This window comes from Citrobacter sp. RHBSTW-00029, from assembly GCF_014104295.1.
Classification (GTDB): domain Bacteria; phylum Pseudomonadota; class Gammaproteobacteria; order Enterobacterales; family Enterobacteriaceae; genus Citrobacter; species Citrobacter youngae.
Genome location: NZ_JABXRT010000001.1, coordinates 4014269 through 4035894, shown reverse-complemented (window position 1 = coordinate 4035894; position 21626 = coordinate 4014269). Strand labels below are relative to the sequence as shown.

Sequence of the window (21626 nt, the reverse complement as noted above, 5' to 3'; positions counted from 1 at the left end):
CATCATGTTTTCAAGTTGAAAACAACATTGAATATTAAGAAATTATCTCCGCTGATGGGCTTCTAACACGCCAGGCCACGTCGCGCATTGCGTTTCGCGCTGTCTGGCTTACGCCTCCTAACTGAAAAAATCCGTGGATAACGCCGGGATAGCGCTGACAGGTGCAGTCCACACCTTGCTTCTGGAGCTGGTGAAACAGAGCCTCTCCTTCATCGCACAGTGGGTCGAATTCGGCAGTAATGATGTGCGTGGGCGGCAAGCCGTTGAAGTCTTCACGCCAGAGTGGGCTGACTTCTGGATGCAATGGATCGGTGTTCAGCATATACATCTCGTAGCCCGAAAGCAGCGTGTCGCGGGTGATAATGTAATCCTGTCCATTATGGTCATAGCTCGCAAACCTGGCGGTTGCGTCCAGCATCGGGTAGATCAGCATAAGCTGTGCAGGTTGCCATTGCCTGGCCGCTTTCAGGCGTAGTGCGGTGACCAGCGCCAGGTGCCCGCCCGCGCTGTCGCCAGCAAGCCTAATGTTGTCCCGGTCTACTCCCAGTTTCTGGGCATACTTCCAGATGATATTGGCCCCGGTTTCAGCGTCGTTATGTGCTGCCGGGAAAGTATGCTCTGACGCAAGGCGGTACTGTACTGCAATGACCCTACAGCCGCTGAACCAGGCGAGCTGCCTTAGTTGGTTATCATGCGTAGCAAACCCACCGCTGACAAAACATCCGCCATGATAGTAAATGACGCAGGGCAGCGTTTCCGCAGAGTTAAGAGGCGAAACAACGCGAAACGTCATGGTATCGAGTTCAATATCTTCAACCTGTACGCGGGTTTCTGTTTCTCCGGCCAACGCCGTACTGGCAATATAGCCCGCTCTCCGGTCATCAATATTCTGTTCGCGGGAAGAAGGGCGTCCCGCCGCGATAAATGCCTCAACTAACTGCGCAATCCCGCTTTCCAGTGCCATTTTTAAATACTCTTATCTGTATGGATATACAGGTTTATAACCTGGATACTCACAAATGAAAATGGGAAAAAAAGGGGCGTTATGATTCTGGAAAGCGGCTCGCAAAAGTAAAAATCGTTCACGTGAAAGCTATTTTCCCGCTTTTCCCAGGTGTATGTTGTGTGGAAATTAATCGCTGATGATATACTGGAGGTATATGTGAGTATGATGGCTGGGATGGATATGGGCAGAATTTTACTCGATTTATCAGACGAAGTGATTAAACGTCTTGATGACCTCAAGGTGCAGCGTAACCTGCCGCGAGCTGAACTCTTGCGGGAGGCCGTTGAGCAGTATCTGGAAAGGCAGGAACAGGCTGAAACGACTATTTCCAGCGCTCTCGGACTCTGGAAAGGTTGTGAAGAAGATGGCGTTGAGTACCAACGCAAACTTCGTGAGGAATGGTAATGGTCAAAGGATCCGCGCTTTTTGATACCAACATCCTCATCGACCTGTTTAGTGGACGGAGTGAAGCAAAGCAAGCGATAGAAACATGGCCGCCGCAGAATGCGATCAGCCTTATCACCTGGATGGAAGTGATGGTTGGGGCAAAGAAATACCATCAGGAATCCTGCACACGCGTTGCGTTGAGCGCTTTTAACGTGATCGGTGTTTCACAGGATATTGCTGAACGAAGCGTGAGTATCAGGCAGGAATATGGGATGAAATTGCCGGATGCCATTATTCTGGCAACAGCACAGATTCATCGTCTTACGCTGGTTACGCGAAATACTAAGGATTTTGCAGGCCTATCCGGTGTGGTCACACCGTATACATTATAACCCGGGCGACCTACGCCGCCCGGTAGTGTGAAGACCTTACTCCCCTTCACCCGGGAACAGGAACGGGTTGATGGAACTGCGGGCAAAGCCCTCCTGCTCCATGTGCGCGTCCAGCATCAGTGAAGCGAGATCGTCGGCCACGGCTTCGACTTTCGGGTCTTTTTCCTGATAGAGAATCTTCAGGTAAGTCCCGCAGTCGCCGCAGCTTTCAGCTTTGATTGCCGCCTGTTCGTTATCCAGTGACCAGTAGTTCAAATCACGGCTCTGCTCGCAGTTGCTGCACTTCACGCGCACCACGTGCCACTCGGTTTCGCACAGGTTGCAGTGCAGATAACGCAGACCCTGGGTGGTACCGATTTGCACCATGCTGGAGACCGGCATTGAACCACACACCGGGCAGTACTGACGCTGTTCACCGTATTCCGCACGGGCTTTGCCGGGGATCAGGCTCGCCATCTGCGCCCAGTAGAGCGACAGGGCAGCCCAAATGAACGGTGCTTTATCGCTGCTGACGGAGGAAAAATCAGAGGCAAACAGCGCGCTGGCCATCAGCTCCAGCTCCTGCTCTGAGGCTTTTTCCAGATTCTCGATCACGGCGAGCGCCGGACCGCTCATCTCTGGCTTCAGCTCAGCAATCAACGACTGCAGCAGCTTTTGCCAGTGCTTGTCGCGTGGCAGGACGTGGATATCCAGCGGCGGTTTGCCCTGATCGTTCGCTTCTTTGATGCGCGCGGTCAGATCCATCTGCAGCGGATGGTCGTACAGCACCACTTCCTGCGCGTGGGCGATCAGCGCGGCAAAGCGCAGGTAGTCGCCCAGCGGGTTGTTCTCGGCCAGCTCGCGCAGGCGCTCAGCGCGGCGGTTATACAAATTTTTGAGTCTGGGGAATAATAACGGCGGAATCATATCCGCCGTGCGTTTCTCGCTCTTCTCCAGCTCATCTTGCGGGATTATGCGAATACTCATTCAGATGACTTTTCCTGTTTCTGGCGGACTTCACGGTACCAGCGCGGGTGATGTTTCTTCGCCCATGAACTGGTAACCCATCCTTCCACCATCGCGGTAATGGTGCCTTTCACCCAAAGGGCGGCGTAAATGTGCACCATGATAACCACAATTAACGCTACTGCGGCAAATGAATGCAGCATTAACGCGAATCGGATCACCGGGATTGAGAAAGCAGGCGCAAAATACGGACGCCAGATGACCACTCCGCTCACCAGCAACAGGACCAGGAAGATAATCGCCGCCCAGAATACGCATTTCTGGCCGAAGTTATAACGTCCCGTGTCACCTACTTCCTCGTTGACGACAATCTTACGAATATTCTTCGCCCAAAAGATATCATCCCGATTGATTAGATTGTGGTGCCAGTAACGGAAAAACATGATGATAAACGAGGCAAACATGACAACGCCGACAAACGGGTGCACAATTCGCGCCAGTTGCGGCGTGCCCATGATGTGCATCAGCCAGTTAAAAGACGGGAAGAGAAAGCCCATCCCGCTCACTGCCGCCAGAATGAAGCAGAAGGCGGTTACCCAGTGGTTGATGCGTTCCGGCGCCGTGTAGCGCACGATGGTGTCACGTCGTTTCATTTGCGCACCTCGTCTTTTTCTTCATGCAGGTTGTCTTCTTCCTCTTCCGCGCGGTTCGGGCCTACACCGACGTAATGGAAGATACTGGCCGCAAATGTCGCTGCAAAGCCGACGGCTGCGAGAGGTTTCCAGATGCCTTTCCAGAATTTCACGGTGGCGCTGATTTCCGGGTTCTCCGGCAGGCCGTGATACAGATTCGGCTTGTCAGCATGGTGCAATACGTACATGACGTGAGTACCGCCAACGCCTGCTGGATCGTACAGACCCGCGTTTTCGTAACCACGCGTTTTCAGCTCCGCCACACGCTCGCCTGCCAGCGTTTTCATCGACTCTTTGGTGCCGAAATGAATGGCGCCGGTTGGGCAGGTTTTCACGCAGGCCGGTTCTTGCCCGACCACGACACGGTCAACGCACAGCGTACATTTGTAGACGCGGTTGTCTTCCGGATTGAGGCGCGGTACGTCGAACGGGCAGCCCGCGATGCAGTAGCCACAGCCGATGCACTGCTCGGACTGGAAGTCGACGATACCGTTGGCATACTGAATGATTGCGCCTTCAGCCGGACACGCCTTCAGGCAGCCCGGATCGGCACAGTGCATACAGCCATCCTTGCGGATAAGCCACTCCAGTTTGTCGTTTTGTTCCACTTCCGAGAAGCGCATTACCGTCCAGGATTTGGCGGTCAAATCAGCCGGGTTGTCGTACACCCCAACGTTGTTGCCCACTTCATCACGGATGTCGTTCCATTCAGAACACGCCACCTGACACGCTTTACAGCCGATACAGGTGGTGACGTCGATAAGCTTCGCCACCTCTTCCTGATGGTCCCGCGCCTGAGGCGCGGGGGTGAAACCGTTAGTGGCGGAACGACGAATGATGTCTTGCGATTGATAAGCCATAGGTCGTCTCCGTTACACCTTTTCCACGTTCACGAGGAAGGACTTAAATTCCGGCGTCTGCGTGTTCGCATCACCGACGAATGGCGTTAACGTGTTAGCGATAAAGCCTTTTTTCGCCACACCTTCGTAGCCCCAGTGAATCGGAATACCGATGGTGTCGATATCCTGACCGTTGGCCTTCAGCGTGCGAATACGTTTAGTCACCACTGCTTTGGCTTTAATGTAGCCGCGGTTAGAGGAGACTTTGACGGTATCGCCATGAGAGATACCGAGCTTATTCGCCAGCTTCTCGCCAATTTCCACAAACTGTTCCGGCTGTGCGATGGCATTGAGCAGCGCATGCTTGGTCCAGTAGTGGAAGTGCTCGGTCAGACGGTAGGTCGTACCGACGTACGGGAACTTATCTGCTTTACCCAGTGCTTCCGCGTCACCTTTAAAGATGCGCGCGGCAGGGTTAGAGATAACGTTCGGGTGCAGCGGGTTAGTCCCCAGCGGCGTTTCAAACGGCTCGTAGTGTTCCGGGAACGGACCTTCCGCCATCTTATCGATAGCAAACAGGCGTCCCATCCCTTCAGGCTGCATGATGAACGGCCCAACGTTGCTGCCAGGTGCGGCGGCGCTGTAGTCCGGAATATCCATCCCGCTCCACTTCGCCCCATCCCATTTCAGGATCTGACGTTTTGGATCCCACGGATTCCCCTGCGGATCAGCGGAGGCGCGGTTATACAGAATGCGTCGGTTGAGCGGCCACGCCCATGCCCAGCCCAGCGTGTTGCCAAGGCCTGATGGGTCGGCGTTATCGCGACGTGCCATCTGGTTGCCTTCCGGCGTCCAGCTCCCGGCAAAAATCCAGCAGCCGCTGGACGTGGTGCCGTCGTCACGCAGTTGGGCGAACGAGCTAAGCTGTTGGCCTTTCTTGACGATAACCGCGCCGGTTGCCGGGTCGGTAATATCGGCCAGCGCTTTACCGTTGCTCTCCATCGCCACTTCTTCCGAAGCCGGTTCGTGTGGTGTGGAGTAGTTCCAGGTCATGCTCAGCACCTGTTCCGGGTTCGCGCCACCCTGCTCGGCATACATCTTGCGCATGCGCAGGAAGATACCGGCGAGGATTTCACCATCGGTAACGGCAATCCCCGGGGCGTCTGCGCCTTTCCAGTGCCACTGCAACCAACGACCGGAGTTAACGATAGAACCGTTCTCTTCGGCGAAGCAGGTGGACGGCAGACGGAATACTTCGGTCTGGATTTTCGACGGGTCCACATCGTTCGACTCACCATGGTTCTGCCAGAAGGTAGACGTTTCGGTGTTGAGCGGGTCGATGGTGACCAGGAATTTCAGTTTGGACAGTGAAGCCACGACCTTGTTTTTATTCGGGAATGACGCGACCGGGTTAAAGCCCTGGCAGATATAGCCATTCACTTTGCCCTGGTTCATCATCTCGAAGTATTGCAGAACGTCGTACCCTTTATCCCACTTCGGCAGCAAGTCGAAGCCCCAGCTGTTTTCCGCTGTCGCTTTATCGCCAAAGAAGGCTTTCATCATCGAAACGAAGAATTTCGGGTAGTTGCCCCAGTAGTTCACCTGACCTTCCAGCAACGGTTTTGGCGTGTTGGCGGCAAGGTAGGTTTGCAGGTCAGTTTGTTTCTCGCTGGGCAGCGTCATATAGCCCGGCAGGCTTTGTGACAGCAGGCCTAAGTCGGTCAGACCCTGAATGTTGGAGTGACCGCGCAGGGCGTTAACACCGCCGCCGGCCATCCCCATGTTGCCAAGCAGCAACTGGATCATCGCCATGGTACGGATGTTTTGCGCACCAACTGAGTGCTGCGTCCAGCCGAGTGCATACAGGAACGACGCGGTTTTGTCTTTGACGCTGGTTTCTGCGATGTATTCGCACACTTTCAGGAAATCAGCCTTTGGCGTACCGCAGATGTTTTCTACGACATCCGGCGTGTAGCGGGAAACGTGCTGTTTCAGCAGGTTCCACACGCAGCGCGGGTGTTGCAGGGTGACATCGCGTTTGGCGAAGCCTTTTTCATCCAGCTCGTAGTTCCAACTGGTTTTGTCATACTTGCGTTTGTCCGCGTCGTAGCCAGTGAACAGGCCATCTTCGAAACCGTAATCCTCACGCACGATCAGGCTGGCGTTGGTATAGGCCTCAGTGTATTCGCGGTTGAATTTTTCGTTGTTCAGCAGGTACAACAAGACGCCTGACAAGAAGGCAATGTCAGTACCGGAACGAATCGGCGCATAGAAATCAGCTACCGCTGCGGTTCGCGTAAAGCGAGGATCGATAACAATCAGCTTCGCGCCGTTGTGTATTTTGGCTTCCATCGCCCAGCGGAACCCGACCGGGTGAGCTTCAGCGGCGTTACCGCCCATCACCACAACGAGGTTGGCGTTTTTAATGTCGACCCAGTGGTTGGTCATCGCACCGCGACCAAATGTTGGAGCAAGACTTGCTACCGTTGGTCCGTGTCAGACGCGTGCCTGGTTGTCGACCGCGAGCATACCGAGCGCGCGGGAGAATTTTTGCGTTAAATAGCCGGTTTCGTTACTGGAAGCGGAAGCACACAGCATCCCGGTGGAAAGCCAGCGGTTAACGGTTACGCCTTCGGCGTTTTGTGCAACGTAGTTTGCGTCGCGGTCTTCTTTCATCAGCTTAGCGATGCGGTCAAATGCCTCATCCCAGCTAATCTGTTGCCACTTATCAGAGCCTGGTGCGCGGTATTCCGGGAATTTCAGGCGGCTTTCGGAGTGGATGAAGTCCACAAGTCCTGCCCCTTTCGGGCACAGCGCGCCACGGTTCACCGGGTGATCCGGGTCCCCTTCGATATGGAAGATGGATGCTTTGGCGTTTTTTGCTCCGTCACCGAGACTGTACATTAACAGTCCACAGCCAACGGAACAGTAAGTGCAGGTGTTACGGGTTTCGCGGGTGCGCAGCAGTTTATATTGCCGTGTTTCCGCGAGCGCTACGCCGGGTGCAAAACCCAGTGCCGCTGCCGTGGTGCCTGCCATACCGCCAGCGCAGATCTTAAAGAACTGCCTTCTGCTGACCTGCATGGTTCGCTCCTTGTTTCGACATTGTCACGTTCCCTTCACTTTTCCGTTACTCGAGCGCGAGGGAAGTGGTTGTTATTTTTCTTTGCGGACGGGACCGCAAAGGTCCAGAATTGGGTGAATTTCCCTCCGTCCAGGAGGGGTTTGTAAAGAATACCACAATGTTGGTATGTGTGTTCCAATATGGTTAAAAGAAAGTGAATAAAATCCATCAAGAAGAAGTCAAAAATGTGATGAATTGTGCAGGATCGCGTCAGTTGACTCTCTGGAAACTCGAGGATTTGCAACATCCTCAGCCAGATGAGGTCGCTGAAGAAGTGCCGGTTGCGCTGGTTTACAACGGGATTTCGCACGTGGTGATGATGGCGTCACCGAAAGATCTTGAGCACTTTGCGCTGGGCTTTTCACTTTCTGAAGGCATTATTGAGCGCCCGCAGGATATCTACGGGATGGAAGTGGTGCCTTCCTGTAACGGATTAGAAGTGCAGGTTGAGCTGTCCAGTCGTCGATTTATGGGGCTGAAGGAGCGACGTCGTGCACTGGCCGGTCGTACCGGTTGTGGCGTTTGCGGCGTTGAACAACTCAATGACATTGGCAAGCCGGTCCAGCCTCTGCCGTTTACCCAGACATTCGATCTGGCACATCTCGATAACGCCTTAAGGCATCTCCCTGATTTCCAGCCCGTGGGGCAACTGACAGGCTGCACGCACGCGGCTGCCTGGGTACAGCCGTCAGGCCATCTGGTGGGTGGACATGAAGATGTTGGGCGTCATGTGGCACTGGATAAACTGCTGGGACGACGTGCTATCGAAGGGGAAGCCTGGCGGGCGGGCGCAGTATTAGTCTCCAGCCGCGCCAGCTACGAGATGGTGCAAAAGTCGGCGATGTGTGGCGTGGAGATCCTGTTTGCTGTCTCAGCCGCGACAACGCTTGCCGTAGAAGTTGCCGAACGTTGTAACCTGACGCTGGTGGGTTTTTGCAAACCGGGCAGGGCGACGATCTACACCCATCCGCAGCGGTTGATCGCTGAGTAATAAGTGTTCAGTTAATTTGAATAAGATAGGCAAATCCTTCCGCTTTTAGTTGCGTGATATGAAGGCTACTATTTATCACATCAAGGCACGGTGCCTTACTCAAACAACTAAGTGAAAGGGTTTATATCATGAAAAACATCAAAACTTTTGTCGCAGCTATCGCTCTGGCTACGTCTTTCGGTTCTTTCGCTGCTCAGACAGTTACCGCAACCGGTTCTACGCTGGAAAGCGCTGAAGCAAAAATTGCCGCTCAGGCTGAACGCGCAGGTGCCAGCGATTACAAAATCACTCAGGCCTACACCGGCAACCGCGTGCACATGACTGCTGAACTGCTGAAATAAGAGACCTTAGTATTGTCGAAAGAGCGCCCTTGGGGCGCTTTTTTAGTTTATACCCGCCATTCTCAGCAGTGCGGTTACCACTGCTGCAGCGATAATCACCACAATCAATGGCGTCTTACGCCAGGCGAGAAACACCGCAAAAGCCACGCCCAGCACGCGCGCCATGCCGGCAAAGTGTTCGCCTTCGTAAAAGGTGGTTGCCAGCGCAACGGAAAACAGTAGCACCGTTGCAGCATCAGAAAGCAACGCCTGTGAACGTTCAGAAAAGGCTAAACGGCCTCCCAGTTTTGCTCCTCCTAAACGCATTAAATAGGTTCCCAGAGATAACACGGCGATACCGACGATAAACAGCGTCATGTTGCCCATTATTTTTTCCTCGTCAGTAAGCCAAACAGTGAAAGCAGTACCGGCAAGCCTACCGGTGCGAAAGGTACGGAAGCGAGTGACAATGCGGCCCCGCTACAGGCACGGATGAGCGTGGTGCGGTTTTTAAAAGCCGGAACCACTAAGGCCAACAAAATGGCAGGGAAAACGGCATCCAGCCCAATGGTTTCAGGTGCCGGGAGCAGCTTGCCGACACCGGCGCCGATCAGTGTGCCAATCGGCCAGAAAATGGCGACGCCCAGACCGCATAACCAGTAGGCGGCTTTACGTTGTTCCGGTGTTTTCTGCGACAGGCCGAACACCACGCTTTCATCGTTCATGATATGACAGCCTAGAAAGCTGGCGGCGCGAGTGCCGACCAGATCGCGTACCGTCACGCCAAACGGTACATGTCGGGCATTCACCAGTAACCCGGCCGCCGCTGCCGCCAACGGATTTCCGCCGCTGGCGATAATACCGATAAACATAAATTCAGAAGCCCCGGCCAGTACTGTAATCGAGAGTACAAAGGGCACCCAAATCGGGAAGCCGTAAGCCATTGCCAGCGAACCGTAGGACATGCCTACCACGCCGACGGCCAGGCACACTAAAAATATCGCTTTAATCGTGTCGCCTTTGAGGCTGGAAAAATAATGTTTCATACCGTTTTAGCCATATCGAACGAGTTTCCATTATAATGAACACAATCAGTTTGATTTACAAGCCGAACGATTCGTTCGATATAAAGAACATGGAGTCGAGAATGACCCAACCCATCAGTATGATCGCGAAAAGTCTGGTGCGTGAACGTCAGCGCACCGGTTTATCGCTGGCAGAAATTGCCCGTCGCGCGGGAATTGCAAAATCGACACTCTCGCAGCTGGAAGCGGGAAATGGTAATCCTAGCCTGGAAACGCTGTGGTCGCTGTGTGTGGCGCTGGATATCCCCTTTGCCCGATTACTGGAACCGCAGGAGCAAAAAACGCAGGTGATTCGCCGTGGCGAAGGGACAAAAGTCGTGGCTGAGCAGGCCCACTATCAGGCTATTTTACTGGCAGCCTGCCCACCGGGCGCGCGGCGGGATATCTATCTGCTGCTGACGCAACCGGGCGCAGATCGTATTTCACAACCGCATCCACCGGGATCGGTTGAACATATTATCGTGACGCAGGGTAAGGCGATGGTGGGATTGACGGAAGCGCCGGAGGAGTTAGGCGAGGGCGACTATATTTGTTACCCCGCTGACCAGGCGCATATCTTTAAAGCGCTGGAGCCTGACACCCAGGCGATTCTGGTTTCTGAGCAGAATTGAAATTGCCGGAGGGCGCTATCGCTTATCCGGCCTACAAAAAATAAAACCGTGTGCCCGGTAAGCTTGCACCACCGGGCACACGACTTACTGCAGATAAAACACCTCTTTTAGCTCTGCGCTGAGCGGGCTGTTGTCCGGGTTGGCTGGCATTACGTCACGCATATGTTTCCACCAACGCTGGCAAACGTCGGTGCTGGCAACGGCATTCCAGCGCTCCTCGGACTCAATCTCAACGGTGGCGAACAGCAGATTGCGCTCCTCGTCGAGATAAATCGCGTAGTGATGGGCGCCGTGCGCTTTCAGCACCGCTTCCAGTTCTGGCCAGATGGGATTGTGCCGACGTTGATATTCAACATGTGCGTCGGCATTCACCTGCATCACAAAGGCCTTGCGGATCATAACGCCTCCAGATACAGCTCGCGGACCTCGTCGCGGCTGGCGGTGCGCGGGTTGCACGGCGCACACGGATCGGCCAACGCTTTATCCAGCCAGCCTTCAATATCTTCTTTCGTCACGCCAAGCGAACTAAAGCCAGCAGGAATACCGACACGTTTGCTCAGGGCACGAATCGCGTTGATGGCCTCCATGCTTGCCGCTTCATCGCTCATACCGCGCGTATCGACGCCCATCGCCTGTGCCACGCGGGCAAAGCGCGCCACGGCGTTCGGGCGGTTAAAGTTTTCGATTACCGGCAGCAGGATGGCGTTGCAGACGCCGTGCGGCAGGTTGTGCGTTGCGCCCGGCTGGTGTGCCAGCGCATGCACCAGACCCAGGCCAGCGCTGTTAAATGCCATCCCCGCCAGATACTGACCAAACGCCATTTGTTCACGGGCGTCGAGGTTATGACCGTCGTCGACCGCTTTCGGTAGCCACAGGTTGATCAGGCGAATCGCTTCCAGCGCGTTAGCGTCGGTGAGCGGATGCGCGCCAACGGAAACATAGGCTTCTACCGCATGGGTCAGGGCGTCCATGCCGGTTGCGGCGGTGACGGATGCCGGAATTTCCAGCATGACGCTGGCATCATCCACGGCGATATCCGGGATGATATTCGGGTCGATAATCACCTCTTTAACCTTGCGAGCTGAGTCGATAATGACCGCATTACTGGTCATCTCTGCTGCCGTTCCGGCGGTGGTATTGATGGCGACCAGCGGTACGCCAGCATTTTTTACCTTGCCTACGCCGGAATAGGCGGTAGAAGGGCCGGGGTTGGCGGTCAGGATCTTCACCGCTTTAGCGGTATCGATCGGGCTACCGCCACCGAAGGCAATAATGTAGTGACATTCTGCGTCCTGATACGCCGCGAAACCTTTCTGCACCAGCTCTTCCGTCGGGTTTGGAAACACCTCATCAAACAAGTGGTAAGACATCTGATGTTCATCCAGCGCGGTAAACAGGCTATCCAACAGGCCCAGTTTTACCAGTTGACCATCGGTGACGATCAGCGCTTTACCCCATTGCTTATTCGCCACGAGGTTCACCATATCGGCAATCGCGCCGGCGCCATGCAGGCTAATTTTTGGCAGTGCCAACATAAAGCTCATCATTATTCTCCTTACAATGCCAGTGCGCTGGCCAGCGGCGTCACGCCGAAGCGTTTGCCAAGTGCGATCAGCTCTTCACGCGTAATGGTCTGCTTCATACCGCCCATCGAGTAAATCTTGACCAGAACCTCAGCGGACTTCTCTGCGGTATCTATCAAACCGAACGCTTCGTCGAGGGTAGGTCCGCTGCCGAACACGCCGTGGAACGGCCACAGCACCAGTGAATGTTTCTGCATTTCCTCGGCGGTCGCCTGACCAATTTCATCTGTACCTGGCACCATCCACGGCAGAATGCCAACGCCATCCGGGAACACCACCAGGCACTCGGTGCTGCCTTCCCACAGCTTGCGGGTAATCAGCGCGGTGTTGTTTTCCAGTACGTAGGTCAGAGCGATCAGGTTGGTGGCATGGCAGTGCATGATCACGCGGTCTTTACCGTTCGTCGCTTTAATGCGTTTGCAGTGAGAGAGGAAGTGAGCCGGCAGTTCAGAGGTCGGTACGGCCTCGTGAGTCAGGCCCCAGAGGATGTGGTAGCCCGCACCGTCGCTGTCGATTTTCACCACGCCCAGATTTGCGGCCGGGTCGAGTTGGACGTTGCGGAAAAATTTCCCCGAACCGGTGACGATAAACGGCGTATTCGCCAGCAGCGGCATCGGCTGACTCAGCGCGATATAGCGTGGTTTTTCGTGGAAATCGGCGCTAAATGGCGCAATATCTGCCTCATCCAGGCGCAGTGTCAGGTTGCCGCCGTTGCGTTCGTCCCAACCTTTCAGCCAGGCATCGGAAGTGGCTTTAATCATCCCCTGGACGAACCAGGAAGTGGTAATGTTTTGCATGTTCGGTGTTCCCATTTATTGCCCGAACGTTATCGGGTCTTACGTAGGCCGGATAAGCGAAGCGCCATCCGGCAATCGTGTTTCATTTATTGCCGGATGGCGACGCGGGGCGTCTTATCCGGCCTACAAGCCTGGCGTCACAGTTAGCCACGTTTGCTCAAAATCTCTTTTTCATAAGCGCGCACACTTTCCAGCCACTGGCTGCCCGCTGGCGTGTCGTGACGTTGGCAATACATCTCCCAGACGGCCTGCCACGGCAGCGATTTTTGCTCTTCCAGCAGAGCCAGGCGTGCGGTGTAGTCGCCGCTGGCTTCAAGCTGACGCAATTGCCCGGTCGGTTCTAACAACGCGCGCAGCAGCGCTTTTTTCATATTGCGGGTGCCGATCACCCACGCGGCGATGCGGTTGATGGAGGCGTCGAAGAAGTCGAGGCCGATGTGTACGCGGTCAAACAGGTTGTGGCGCACGATCTCGCTGGCAATCGCCTGCGTTTCATCATCCAGCAGCACCACGTGATCGCTGTCCCAACGCACCGGACGGCTGACATGCAGCAGCAGGCGTGGCACGTACAGCATGGCGGCGGAGATCTTGTCGGAAATGACTTCCGTCGGATGGAAGTGACCCGCATCCAGGCACAATGCGGTCTGGCGGCTGGTGGCATAACCCATATAGAACTCGTTAGAGCCGACGGTGTAGCTTTCTGCGCCAATACCAAACAGTTTGCTCTCGACGGCATCGATGTGGTGCGCCGGGTCGAGTTTCTCGCTGATCACTTCGTCCAGCGCGTCCAGCAGACGCTGGCGCGGCGCTAAACGATCAACGGTGATGTCTTTCATGCCATCCGGGATCCAGATGTTCATCACCGACGGCGTACCCAACTGCTCGCCAAAATACGCCGAGACGCGACGGCTGGCTTTGCAGTGGTCAATCCAGAACTGGCGAATGGTGTCATCGGCGTGGGCCAGCGTGAAACCGTCGGCACTCAGCGGATGTGAGAAGCAGGACGGGTTGAAATCCAGCCCTAGCTGGTTCGCTTTCGCCCACTCAACCCAGTTTTTGAAGTGTTCAGGTTTGATTTGGTCGCGGGCAACTGGCGTATCAGACTCCAGATAGATCGCATGCAAATTCAGACGCTTTGGACCCGGGATCAGGCTCAGCGCCTGCTCCAGATCGGCACGCAGTTCGCTGGCGTTACGCGCTTTGCCCGGATAGTTACCGGTTGCCTGAATTCCACCCGTGAGCGAACCTTCCGGGTTTTCGAATCCGGCTACGTCGTCGCCCTGCCAGCAGTGCATGGAGACCGGCAGACGATCGAGCTGGCGTAATGCTTCCTCGACATCAATACCTACCGCTGCGAAACGCAGTTTTGCCAGTTCCCAGGCTTGTTCAAGTTGAGTGGTCATGCGCAAAGCTCCTTTGTCTGTCGTAATGGTTGAAACTGCGCTTTGTGGCGGGCAATTTCACTTTCAGGATTGGGGATGAAGGTGGTCAGGTCGTAGTTGGCACGCACCACCTGACGGAAATCATCGACGTTGTTAAGCTCGTCCAGCGTCATCAACTGGACGCCAATATTGCCGAGCGTGGAGGCCTCAATAGGCCCGGATATGACGCGAATACCGCAGGCATCCGCGCAAAGCTGGTTGAGTAATGCGTTCTGGCACCCACCGCCGACGATGTGCAGTTGGTGAAATGCTTCGCCGCGAAGCTCAGCCAGTTCCTGCAGGATATCGGCGTACAGCAACGCCAGACTGTCGAAAATACAGCGCGCCAGTTCGGCGTTTTGCTGAGGAACGGGCTGGCCTGATTCACGACAGGCCGCCTGAATTTCCGCACTCATATCGTCAGGATTGATAAAGCGCTCGTCGTTGGGGTTAATCAGAAACTGGCAGGCCGGCAGCGCCTGGGTTTGAGCGATAAGGGCAGGCAGGTCGGTTATCTGCCGCTCTTTTAACACGCGCTGAAGTAGCCACAGCCCCATGATGTTTTTCAGCACGCGGTAGCGCCCTTCCGCGCCCCCTTCGTTGGTGATGTTCGCCGCCAGTGCCGCATCGTTGGTATACGGTGTTCTGCTCTCGAAGCCCATCAGCGACCAGGTACCGGAAGAGAGATAGGCACTATTTTTATCGGCCAGCGGTGATGCGATCACCGCGCTGGCGGTGTCGTGGCTGGCGACGGCAACCACCGGGATTTGATTTTTCTGTGGACAAATCCAGTAACCAATTACGTTCCCCGGATGCGTGGGGCGGCCAAACCACGTTGTGTCGGCACCGCTCCAGGCCAGCAGGGTTTCGTCCCAGTCGTCGGTGTTGATATTGACTAACTGGGTGGTGGTGGCGTTGGTGTATTCCCAGTTCAGTTCGCCGGTCAGGCGATAGCTGAAGTAATCGGGGATCAGCAGGGCATGCGCCACCTGGGGGATTAGTTCCGGTTGCTGCTCGACCAGCGCGCGGAGCTGATACAGGGTATTAAAGGGCAGAAACTGAATGCCGCTACGGTGATAGATGTCACTTTTACCTGGCTGCGTCATGGCCCGCGACATAATGCCGTTCGTGCGGCTATCGCGATAAGAGACTGGCAACCCAACGCGCTGACCGTTTTTATCGATCAGGACATAATCCACGCCCCAGGTATCAATGCCGATGCTGTCGATCCGAATGCCTTGATCGCAGACTTTCTTCAACCCCAGACGAATGTCGTTTTCCAGGCTATCGATGTCCCAGGTGTCAAAACCGTCTGTTTTTTGCAGACAGTTAACAAAGCGGTGGATTTCACGCAGTGTCAGGGTACGGTGTTTACTGTCGTAACGCGCCAGCATTACGCGTCCACTGGATGCACCGAGATCAACAGCGACACAATGGCGAAGAGTCATAGCGAGGTCCTTCTGAGTTTCATTGCACTCAGTCTAAGAACCCGTGAAATGGCGTACCTTCTTGTTAGTGACAGCGACAATACGCGGCTGGCAGCATGGCAAAGGTGAGCGTGATAGCGTTCACAGTTTCTACTAATGGGGACGGTTTCACCTGATGTGACCCCTTCCGCAATTCCCGATCTTTCCCGCTATTTCTTGAAGAATTGACCGTGTTTACGCACTTTGGCGTCAAAAATTTAAGGTGAGGGTGATAACCCTTAATTACTATTCAGTCATGTTCATTTGATCGGGGGGGATGTCATCATGACCGTATTGCATTGCGTGGATTTTTTTCCGACAGGTAAAGCGCCCGTGGCGATTGAGCCCCGGCTTCCTCAGCCTGCTTTTCCAGAACATCATCATGATTTTCATGAAATTGTAGTGGTTGAACATGGTACGGGAATTCATGTGTTCAATGGACAGCCTTATACCATTAGCGGGGGAACGGTGTGTTTTGTCCGCGATCATGACAGACACTTATATGAACATACTGACAACCTGTGTCTGACCAATATTCTGTATCGTTCCCCGGATGCGTTTCAGTTTTTGGCCGGGCTGAATCAGTTGTTACCCCAGGAGCTGAATGGGCAATATCCGTCACACTGGCGGGTGAATCAGAGCGTGTTGCAGCAGGTTCGGCATCTGGTGGGGCAAATGGAAAATCTTGGAGAGGCAATGGATACGCCAACGGCGGCAAATCGTGAGATCTTGTTCATGCAGCTGTTGGTGCTGTTGCGTAAAAGCAGCCTGATGGAAGCGGCAACAGATAATGATGCGCGACTGAACCAACTACTGGCATGGCTGGAGGATAACTTTGCCGACGAAGTGTGCTGGGAAGCTGTAGCCGAGCAGTTTTCGCTCTCTTTACGGACTTTGCACCGCCAGCTTAAACAACAGACCGGGCTGACGCCACAGCGCTATCTCAACCGCCTACGGCTTATCAAAGCCCGCCATTTGCTACGTCACAGTGATGACAGCGTGACGGACATCGCTTATCGTTGTGGGTTCGGTGACAGTAACCATTTTTCGACGCTGTTTCGCCGGGAGTTTAACTGGTCGCCGCGCGATATCCGACAGGGACGCGATGTCATTACTGGAAGCAGCCTCCAGTAACGCGAAAGCTATCAACGTTTTTTGCCGTCCGTTTGCTGATAATCATACCCTTTTATGCCGGATGGCGGCTGTGCCTTATCCGGCCTACGTGGATGCCTTGTAGACCGGATAAACGTAGCGCATCCGGCAAGCGTTCAGGTTGAGGTGATGTGATGGTGAATCATCTGGTCCTTCTGAAATCAGACTTTTTTGCGAATGACCACCAGGCCGTCGCGGTGGCCGATCGTTACCCACAGGATGTGTTTGCCGAACATACTCATGAGTTTTGCGAGCTGGTGATGGTATGGCGCGGCAATGGCCTGCATGTTCTCAACGATCGCCCGTACCGGATAACCCGCGGCGATCTGTTTTATATCCGTGCCGAAGACAAACACTCCTACACCTCAGTTAACGATCTCGTCCTGCAAAATATCATTTACTGCCCGGAACGGCTGACGCTGAATGTCGGCTGGGAAAGCGCGATCCCAGGATTTAACGGCTCGCCGCGACAGCCCCACTGGCGGCTTGGCAGCGCGGGTATGTCCCAGGCCCGGCAGATAATTAGTCAGCTTGAACATGAGAGTAATCAGCGTGACCCGCTGGCTTTTGAAATGGCCGAGTTGCTGTTTGGGCAACTGGTGACTCATTTCAAGCGGCACCGCTACGCCACGGATACGCTGCCAGCGACATCAAGTGAAACGTTGTTGGATAAGCTGATTACCGCGTTGGCCGGGAGTCATGAACATGCCTTTGCGCTGGATAAATTCTGTGAGCAGGAACAGTGCAGTGAGCGAGTTTTGCGTCAGCAGTTTCGCAGCCAGACAGGGATGACCATCAATCAATATCTCCGCCAGGTACGGGTTTGCCATGCTCAGTATCTGCTTAAGCACAGTAGACTGATGATCAGTGAAATTTCTATGCGCTGCGGCTTTGAGGACAGTAACTACTTTTCGGTGGTATTTACGCGGGAAACCGGGATGACGCCGAGCCAGTGGCGTCATCTCAGTACATCGAATATAGGAGATAATTATCTATTGTGAAGATGGTATATAATCGCAATTACTCTGGTAGTGTCGAATTTCAGGACGGTAAGATCGGGTAGTGCATACCATTAGTAAATGAAATCCCCACAATGATTACCAAGATTGATAGAATATAAATAGGAATAATGCCTCTTTTTCTGTACAAATCTCAGGAGTATGTTGTTATTTAATTATCACTGATCGTAAAAATATTTTATGAAAGCATCTGATTACTTAAGGGTAAAGTTTCAGAATGATAGGCAGTTGGCGCTAGCCACTCAGAATGCGGTTGGTGGAGTTTTGCAGTCAGCCCGGGGAGTTGCTTCAGATATATATTCGGGTATGGAGCGAGCTAGTTGGTATTCATCATGCTTTATACCGCAATACAATGATGTTTGTCAGGAGTTAAAGACTGAAGAAATAAGAACACTCTATTCCATCGAGTCTATATATAGATATCGTGATGTAATTGCATATATGCTCTATTTGTACTTCAAAATGATAAGTGATGATGTTGATGAAGGTAATCCAGAAGGTTCGGCGCGTCAGTTAATCAGAAAAATGTCAGCAATAGTCTCTCATATGAATATTGCAGGAGGGACCAGGTACGCTTTTGCTTCCGCGGCTTCTCTTGCGTTGTCTCAGTCTGGTTTCATGTCTAAAATCATTGTTGAACGTCTATCTGCAAAGCTACCACAAGCAGTATTCGTGCTTCAGTTTTTCGGCGTTCAACAAAAGTGTGCGCTTGCTGCCCGTCATCTAAAAGCAATAGACTCAGATTATTATTGGATTTTATATCAGGCAAAGCTTGAAATGCTCTATTATTTTGTTGAACCAGCAATTTCCAACATTATTAGCAGAGCAAAGTCTCAACTCTTCTCAAATCTTGATGACTTAGCTGATTTTTTACAGGGGAATTTTAGTGTTTAAGAGTTTGATAACACTTTTATTAGAAGGTGTAGTGTTTCCAGTTCTGGTAATAGGCTTTGGTTTATTATGGCTTCATCTGTTCCCTAAATGTTGTTTATTTCTAACATTAATTACACTTATTATTCTGATGTGGTTGTTTCCCCGATTGACTTCACGGTTCACCAAGTTTAAATAAAAGGAGTTTAAATGTCTAACCCAGCTTATTTGTGGCTAACAGATGAAAATGGTTCTCCTATGTCAGGCTCATCTCTGGTTGTCGGACGTGTCGGAGCTATTGAAATAAAATCACTGACTCACAACGTCAATATCCCGGTTGATAGTAATACAGGGCGCCTGACGGGTACGCGAATTCATGCACCCATCATGTTTCAAAAAGAATTCGACCGGGTTACACCTTTTTTGTACAGAGCATTAAGTACCGGAGCTACGCTCAAATCAGCGACGATCAAAATGTACTCAATTAATGAAGCAGGGATTGAAAAGGAATATTTCAACATCATTCTTCACAACGTAAAGCTTACGTCCATCACGCCTGATTTGTATCCCGGCTCATCAACAGGTACGCATCTTGAAACGGTACTGCTTCGCTACGAGAAAATCACCTGGAAGCATTGCGATGGTAATATCATCTATACCGATGAATGGAATCACCGTACTACCTATTAAAAAATTAATCTGGCAAATAAAAATTTGTGTGTATCAAACTAACGATAGATGACGCCGAGCCAGTGGCGTCATCTCAGCAGCCCGAATGATTAACTGGCCATCCCCAGACCGACAATATTTGCCGCGAGAATAATGACCACGCAGCCGAGGCTCAGTACGCTGACCGGACGGCGGCCCGCGTTTTTCCACTCTTTCAGCACCAGACCAACAATACCGCCACACAGGACATAGAAGCTCATGTGCAGCATCCAACTGACATAATCATACTGCGCCGGAATGCGAGCGTGGCCCCAGGCGTAGAAGAAGAATTGCAGATACCACATCAGGCCACCGAGCGCGGACAGTAGCACGTTGGTGATGATCAGCGGTTTGGCTAACGAGAAGTCGGCTTTTATCGAAAGATCTTTCACTTTTGCCAAACGAATAAAACAGAAGCCCAGGTTGACTAAAGCACCGCCGCCCATGATGACGACATAGCTTGGTAGCGCGACATACAGCGGATCAACGCCCAGCGCGGCAGCTGCATCGTGCATGGGTTTCGCCGCGTTCATCGCAAAGGACATCCCGGCAGAGAAAATGCCGCACATTACCGCCAGCACCAGCCCCTTCTTCAGGTTGAACTCTTCTGCTTTGATGCCCATTTTACGTTCTTTCAACTGTCCTGCGCGGGTCACAATGCCCACGCCAATCAGCGCGACCAATACGCCCAGTAGCGTCATGCGCCCGCCATCGGTGCTGATCAGCACATCAAAGTTACCGTTGATGATAGGGGTCATCAGCGTGCCGACAATCAGGGTAATACCAATCGCAATACCAATCCCCATCGACATGCCGAGATAGCGCATGGTCAGGCCATAGTTGATATTACCGATCCCCCACATCGCGCCAAACAGAAATACCGGTGCCAGCGTGGAGAGGCTAAAAGAACTGAAGTAGGCCCAGAAGTTGGGAAGCAACATGGCGCTAATGGTCCATGGCAGGATAAGCCAGGAGACGACCCCGCCAACCGACCACATTGTTTCCCATGACCAATGTTTAACTTGTTTGAACGGGGCATAGAAACAGGCTGCGCTGGCTGCACCTATCAAATGCCAAAGAATACCCATCGTAATCGCGTTACTCATGACTGAATCCTCGTTATTTTTTATCGTCGGTCATAACCCCTCCGACACAACGAGTTTAAAAATTACGCAGATGATTAACCTTTTGACGATTGCCGCCTTTGTCCTCTTGTTGGCAATCATCACGTTAACTGGGTGATTTGGCTCACATCTTCAGTAATGGTGATGAATAATTAAGACCCTGTAAAAAGTACGGCATTGATAATCATTTTCAATATCATTTAATTAACTATAATGACCCAACTGCTTACGCGGCGTTAACACTGGCCGCCCGACAATACTGGAGATGATTATGAGTTATACACTGCCATCCCTGCCGTACGCTTATGATGCCCTTGAACCGCACTTCGATAAGCAGACGATGGAAATCCACCATACCAAACACCACCAGGCTTACGTAAACAACGCTAATGCTGCGCTGGAAAGCCTGCCTGAATTCGCGAGCCTGTCTGCTGAAGAGTTGATCACCAAACTGGATCAGCTGCCTGCGGATAAGAAAACCGTTCTGCGTAACAACGCTGGCGGTCACGCTAACCACAGCCTGTTCTGGAAAGGCCTGAAAACCGGTACCACGCTGCAGGGCGACCTGAAAGCGGCTATCGAACGTGACTTCGGTTCCGTTGACAACTTCAAAGCTGAATTTGAAAAAGCAGCAGCCACTCGTTTCGGTTCCGGCTGGGCGTGGCTGGTTCTGAAAGGTGACAAACTGGCTGTTGTTTCCACCGCTAACCAGGATTCCCCGCTGATGGGTGAAGCTATCTCTGGCGCTTCCGGCTTCCCGATCGTGGGCCTGGACGTTTGGGAACACGCTTACTACCTGAAATTCCAGAACCGTCGCCCGGACTACATCAAAGCGTTCTGGGACGTGGTGAACTGGGACGAAGCTGCTGCACGTTTCGCCGCGAAAAAATAAGTTCGACGCGTTAACTAAGCCCCTGCAAGCGATGCCTGCGGGGGCTTTTTTGTGATCAAAATCAATATAAAAACAATGATCCATTTAAATTGAAACAAGGTTTTATTATGCGAGTGGGATCACTTTTATAGTTTCTGCGAATGTCTATCTTCTTTTCATCAAGACGGGCGCATCTCAAAAGCAAGATGCAGTCGCCCATAAA

General features: G+C 53.0%; 23 protein-coding genes. 10 read left to right on the top strand and 13 right to left on the bottom strand.

All coding sequences use genetic code 11. The features are described 5' to 3' along the window. Nucleotides 1-34: 34 nt before the first annotated feature. Nucleotides 35-964 (bottom strand): alpha/beta hydrolase, encoded by a 930-nt coding sequence (locus HV041_RS19530; RefSeq protein WP_121585275.1) that lies wholly within the window; start codon nt 962-964, stop codon nt 35-37. Nucleotides 965-1168: 204 nt separating this feature from the next. On the opposite strand from HV041_RS19530, the gene HV041_RS19525 reads away from it, so the two are divergent. Beyond that, entirely contained in the window at nt 1169-1411 is a 243-nt protein-coding gene (locus HV041_RS19525; protein ID WP_005121822.1) for a CopG family transcriptional regulator, read from the top strand. Then, nucleotides 1411-1785 (top strand): type II toxin-antitoxin system VapC family toxin, encoded by a 375-nt coding sequence (locus HV041_RS19520; RefSeq protein ID WP_005121821.1) that lies wholly within the window; start codon nt 1411-1413, stop codon nt 1783-1785. Before HV041_RS19525 ends, HV041_RS19520 begins: the two co-directional genes overlap by 1 nt. 36 nt (nt 1786-1821) lie before the next feature. Here HV041_RS19520 and fdhE read toward each other — a convergent pair whose 3' ends face one another. The 4 genes from fdhE to fdnG are packed head-to-tail and all read right to left on the bottom strand — an operon-like array spanning nt 1822 to nt 7345. Continuing rightward, nucleotides 1822-2751 carry a formate dehydrogenase accessory protein FdhE gene (gene fdhE, locus HV041_RS19515; RefSeq protein ID WP_061066954.1) on the bottom strand — a complete coding sequence of 310 codons (930 nt, stop codon included), beginning with the start codon at nt 2749-2751 and terminating at the stop codon, nt 1822-1824. Continuing rightward, the gene (fdoI, locus tag HV041_RS19510; protein WP_043018888.1) at nt 2748-3383 is read right to left on the bottom strand and encodes a formate dehydrogenase cytochrome b556 subunit; all 636 of its coding nucleotides are present in this window, start codon (nt 3381-3383) and stop codon (nt 2748-2750) included. Before fdoI ends, fdhE begins: the two co-directional genes overlap by 4 nt. After that, nucleotides 3380-4282 carry a formate dehydrogenase O subunit beta gene (gene fdoH, locus HV041_RS19505; protein ID WP_003028691.1) on the bottom strand — a complete coding sequence of 301 codons (903 nt, stop codon included), beginning with the start codon at nt 4280-4282 and terminating at the stop codon, nt 3380-3382. Before fdoH ends, fdoI begins: the two co-directional genes overlap by 4 nt. Before the next feature lie 12 nt (nt 4283-4294). Then, nucleotides 4295-7345, bottom strand: coding sequence for a formate dehydrogenase-N subunit alpha (gene fdnG, locus HV041_RS19500; RefSeq protein WP_086523526.1), 3051 nt, complete (start codon nt 7343-7345; stop codon nt 4295-4297). A 194-nt stretch (nt 7346-7539) separates the two neighbouring features. On the opposite strand from fdnG, the gene fdhD reads away from it, so the two are divergent. After that, entirely contained in the window at nt 7540-8376 is an 837-nt protein-coding gene (fdhD, locus tag HV041_RS19495) for a formate dehydrogenase accessory sulfurtransferase FdhD (RefSeq protein ID WP_121585276.1), read from the top strand. Nucleotides 8377-8504: 128 nt separating this feature from the next. Continuing rightward, on the top strand, nt 8505-8717 hold the full coding sequence (locus HV041_RS19490; RefSeq protein WP_121585277.1) for a DUF1471 domain-containing protein: 213 nt from the start codon (nt 8505-8507) through the stop codon (nt 8715-8717). A 42-nt stretch (nt 8718-8759) separates the two neighbouring features. Here HV041_RS19490 and HV041_RS19485 read toward each other — a convergent pair whose 3' ends face one another. Then, nucleotides 8760-9083: an AzlD domain-containing protein gene (locus tag HV041_RS19485; protein ID WP_061066958.1), complete on the bottom strand. Its 324-nt coding sequence runs from the start codon at nt 9081-9083 to the stop codon at nt 8760-8762. After that, the gene (locus HV041_RS19480) at nt 9083-9742 is read right to left on the bottom strand and encodes an AzlC family ABC transporter permease (protein WP_048214023.1); all 660 of its coding nucleotides are present in this window, start codon (nt 9740-9742) and stop codon (nt 9083-9085) included. The genes HV041_RS19485 and HV041_RS19480 overlap by 1 nt, the downstream gene beginning before the upstream one ends. Before the next feature lie 101 nt (nt 9743-9843). On the opposite strand from HV041_RS19480, the gene HV041_RS19475 reads away from it, so the two are divergent. Beyond that, nucleotides 9844-10392 (top strand): XRE family transcriptional regulator, encoded by a 549-nt coding sequence (locus tag HV041_RS19475; RefSeq protein ID WP_003028726.1) that lies wholly within the window; start codon nt 9844-9846, stop codon nt 10390-10392. An 84-nt stretch (nt 10393-10476) separates the two neighbouring features. Here the strand turns inward: HV041_RS19475 and rhaM are convergent, their stop codons facing one another. The 5 genes from rhaM to rhaB form a co-directional block, all read right to left on the bottom strand. Beyond that, nucleotides 10477-10791: an L-rhamnose mutarotase gene (gene rhaM / locus HV041_RS19470; RefSeq protein ID WP_048214021.1), complete on the bottom strand. Its 315-nt coding sequence runs from the start codon at nt 10789-10791 to the stop codon at nt 10477-10479. Next, on the bottom strand, nt 10788-11936 hold the full coding sequence (fucO, locus tag HV041_RS19465) for a lactaldehyde reductase (protein ID WP_121585278.1): 1149 nt from the start codon (nt 11934-11936) through the stop codon (nt 10788-10790). The genes rhaM and fucO overlap by 4 nt, the downstream gene beginning before the upstream one ends. A gap of 11 nt (nt 11937-11947) precedes the next feature. Continuing rightward, nucleotides 11948-12772, bottom strand: coding sequence for a rhamnulose-1-phosphate aldolase (gene rhaD / locus HV041_RS19460; RefSeq protein ID WP_121585279.1), 825 nt, complete (start codon nt 12770-12772; stop codon nt 11948-11950). 143 nt (nt 12773-12915) lie between these two features. Continuing rightward, on the bottom strand, nt 12916-14175 hold the full coding sequence (gene rhaA, locus HV041_RS19455) for an L-rhamnose isomerase (RefSeq protein ID WP_061066962.1): 1260 nt from the start codon (nt 14173-14175) through the stop codon (nt 12916-12918). Continuing rightward, nucleotides 14172-15641, bottom strand: a complete 1470-nt coding sequence (gene rhaB / locus HV041_RS19450) for a rhamnulokinase (RefSeq protein ID WP_101741967.1) — start codon at nt 15639-15641, stop codon at nt 14172-14174. Before rhaB ends, rhaA begins: the two co-directional genes overlap by 4 nt. Before the next feature lie 303 nt (nt 15642-15944). On the opposite strand from rhaB, the gene rhaS reads away from it, so the two are divergent. From rhaS to tssD, 4 genes are all read left to right on the top strand, one after another. Further along, nucleotides 15945-16793 carry an HTH-type transcriptional activator RhaS gene (gene rhaS / locus HV041_RS19445; protein WP_048214016.1) on the top strand — a complete coding sequence of 283 codons (849 nt, stop codon included), beginning with the start codon at nt 15945-15947 and terminating at the stop codon, nt 16791-16793. Between the two features lie 152 nt (nt 16794-16945). After that, complete coding sequence (gene rhaR, locus HV041_RS19440; RefSeq protein WP_101741966.1) at nt 16946-17812, top strand: HTH-type transcriptional activator RhaR; 867 nt, start codon at nt 16946-16948, stop codon at nt 17810-17812. A gap of 198 nt (nt 17813-18010) precedes the next feature. Next, nucleotides 18011-18724: a hypothetical protein gene (locus HV041_RS19435; RefSeq protein ID WP_121585280.1), complete on the top strand. Its 714-nt coding sequence runs from the start codon at nt 18011-18013 to the stop codon at nt 18722-18724. 186 nt (nt 18725-18910) lie between these two features. Next, nucleotides 18911-19390, top strand: a complete 480-nt coding sequence (gene tssD, locus HV041_RS19430; protein ID WP_101741964.1) for a type VI secretion system tube protein TssD — start codon at nt 18911-18913, stop codon at nt 19388-19390. Nucleotides 19391-19479: 89 nt separating this feature from the next. Here the strand turns inward: tssD and rhaT are convergent, their stop codons facing one another. Continuing rightward, the gene (rhaT, locus tag HV041_RS19425) at nt 19480-20514 is read right to left on the bottom strand and encodes an L-rhamnose/proton symporter RhaT (protein ID WP_061066964.1); all 1035 of its coding nucleotides are present in this window, start codon (nt 20512-20514) and stop codon (nt 19480-19482) included. A 289-nt stretch (nt 20515-20803) separates the two neighbouring features. Here rhaT and sodA point away from each other — a divergent pair, with 289 nt between their 5' ends. After that, on the top strand, nt 20804-21424 hold the full coding sequence (gene sodA, locus HV041_RS19420; protein WP_005121766.1) for a superoxide dismutase [Mn]: 621 nt from the start codon (nt 20804-20806) through the stop codon (nt 21422-21424). The last annotated feature ends 202 nt before the right edge of the window (nt 21425-21626 follow it).

Excerpts from the sequence above, each read along its gene's own strand:
- HV041_RS19530 (WP_121585275.1), bottom strand. The coding sequence starts at position 964 with ATGGCACTGGAAAGCGGGATTGCGCAGTTAGTTGAGGCATTTATCGCG.
- HV041_RS19525 (WP_005121822.1), top strand. The coding sequence starts at position 1,169 with ATGATGGCTGGGATGGATATGGGCAGAATTTTACTCGATTTATCAGAC.
- HV041_RS19520 (WP_005121821.1), top strand. The coding sequence starts at position 1,411 with ATGGTCAAAGGATCCGCGCTTTTTGATACCAACATCCTCATCGACCTG.
- fdhE (WP_061066954.1), bottom strand. The coding sequence starts at position 2,751 with ATGAGTATTCGCATAATCCCGCAAGATGAGCTGGAGAAGAGCGAGAAA.
- fdoI (WP_043018888.1), bottom strand. The coding sequence starts at position 3,383 with ATGAAACGACGTGACACCATCGTGCGCTACACGGCGCCGGAACGCATC.
- fdoH (WP_003028691.1), bottom strand. The coding sequence starts at position 4,282 with ATGGCTTATCAATCGCAAGACATCATTCGTCGTTCCGCCACTAACGGT.
- HV041_RS19490 (WP_121585277.1), top strand. The coding sequence starts at position 8,505 with ATGAAAAACATCAAAACTTTTGTCGCAGCTATCGCTCTGGCTACGTCT.
- HV041_RS19485 (WP_061066958.1), bottom strand. The coding sequence starts at position 9,083 with ATGGGCAACATGACGCTGTTTATCGTCGGTATCGCCGTGTTATCTCTG.
- HV041_RS19480 (WP_048214023.1), bottom strand. The coding sequence starts at position 9,742 with ATGAAACATTATTTTTCCAGCCTCAAAGGCGACACGATTAAAGCGATA.
- HV041_RS19475 (WP_003028726.1), top strand. The coding sequence starts at position 9,844 with ATGACCCAACCCATCAGTATGATCGCGAAAAGTCTGGTGCGTGAACGT.
- rhaM (WP_048214021.1), bottom strand. The coding sequence starts at position 10,791 with ATGATCCGCAAGGCCTTTGTGATGCAGGTGAATGCCGACGCACATGTT.
- fucO (WP_121585278.1), bottom strand. The coding sequence starts at position 11,936 with ATGAGCTTTATGTTGGCACTGCCAAAAATTAGCCTGCATGGCGCCGGC.
- rhaD (WP_121585279.1), bottom strand. The coding sequence starts at position 12,772 with ATGCAAAACATTACCACTTCCTGGTTCGTCCAGGGGATGATTAAAGCC.
- rhaA (WP_061066962.1), bottom strand. The coding sequence starts at position 14,175 with ATGACCACTCAACTTGAACAAGCCTGGGAACTGGCAAAACTGCGTTTC.
- rhaB (WP_101741967.1), bottom strand. The coding sequence starts at position 15,641 with ATGACTCTTCGCCATTGTGTCGCTGTTGATCTCGGTGCATCCAGTGGA.
- rhaS (WP_048214016.1), top strand. The coding sequence starts at position 15,945 with ATGACCGTATTGCATTGCGTGGATTTTTTTCCGACAGGTAAAGCGCCC.
- rhaR (WP_101741966.1), top strand. The coding sequence starts at position 16,946 with ATGGTGAATCATCTGGTCCTTCTGAAATCAGACTTTTTTGCGAATGAC.
- HV041_RS19435 (WP_121585280.1), top strand. The coding sequence starts at position 18,011 with ATGAAAGCATCTGATTACTTAAGGGTAAAGTTTCAGAATGATAGGCAG.
- tssD (WP_101741964.1), top strand. The coding sequence starts at position 18,911 with ATGTCTAACCCAGCTTATTTGTGGCTAACAGATGAAAATGGTTCTCCT.
- rhaT (WP_061066964.1), bottom strand. The coding sequence starts at position 20,514 with ATGAGTAACGCGATTACGATGGGTATTCTTTGGCATTTGATAGGTGCA.
- sodA (WP_005121766.1), top strand. The coding sequence starts at position 20,804 with ATGAGTTATACACTGCCATCCCTGCCGTACGCTTATGATGCCCTTGAA.